We start from the raw sequence: 816 nt of genomic DNA on the forward strand, positions 1-816 counted from the left end.
TGACGCCGGTATGTTGCTGGGTTCGGTCGTGGCTGATGTATCGGGCAACTGGAGCTTCATCGTGCCTGAACTGGGCAGCGGTGTGCACAAGTTGACCGCTACCGTGACCACCGACGCCAACGGCGAAAGTGCGCATACCGCGATCTTCGAACTGACTGTCGACACCGTGGCCCCGGCCAAACCCGGTATCGATGCGGCCACCGACGATGTCGGCGCCCAGCAAGGTCCGGTGAGCAATGGTGGTTCGACCGATGACACCACCCCGACCTTGTCGGGCAAGGGGGAGTCGGGCAGCACCGTGCATATCTCCGACAATGGTCGCCTGTTGGGCAGCGTGTTGGTGGATGGCAATGGCAATTGGAGCTTCACACCGGGCACGCCGCTGATCGATGGTGAGCACAGTTTCACCGTGGTCAGCGAAGACCTGGCCGGCAATACGTCCGAGCCGTTGGTTCCTTACGTGGTGATCGTCAGCACCGTTGAGCCAGCTGCGCCAAGCATCGAGTCGGTATTCGACGACCAGGGTAACAAGCAAAGCAATCTGCTCGCCGGTGATACCACCGATGACGCCAAGCCGTCCCTCGGCGGCAAGGCTGAAGCTAACAGCGAAGTGGTGATTATCGATAACGGTGTCGAGATCGGTCGTGCGCCGGTGGACGCTGCCGGCAACTGGAGCTTCACCCCGGACGTAGCGCTGGCCGAAGGCGAGCACAGCTTTACCGTGGTCAATGAAGACAAAGCCGGCAACGCCTCCGAGCCATCCGCTGCGTATGTGGTCATCGTCGACACCCAGGCTCCGTCCGAAGCGATGGGCGT

At 61.5% G+C, this 816-nt stretch carries 1 protein-coding gene; it reads left to right on the forward strand.

Annotated elements, in window-relative coordinates; all coding sequences use genetic code 11:
- Positions 1-816, forward strand: an 816-nt coding sequence (locus AC07YV_RS29855; protein ID WP_494990406.1) for an Ig-like domain-containing protein, incomplete at both ends; no start/stop codon positions are given.

It is taken from the genome of Pseudomonas sp. GW456-E7, from assembly GCF_059424105.1.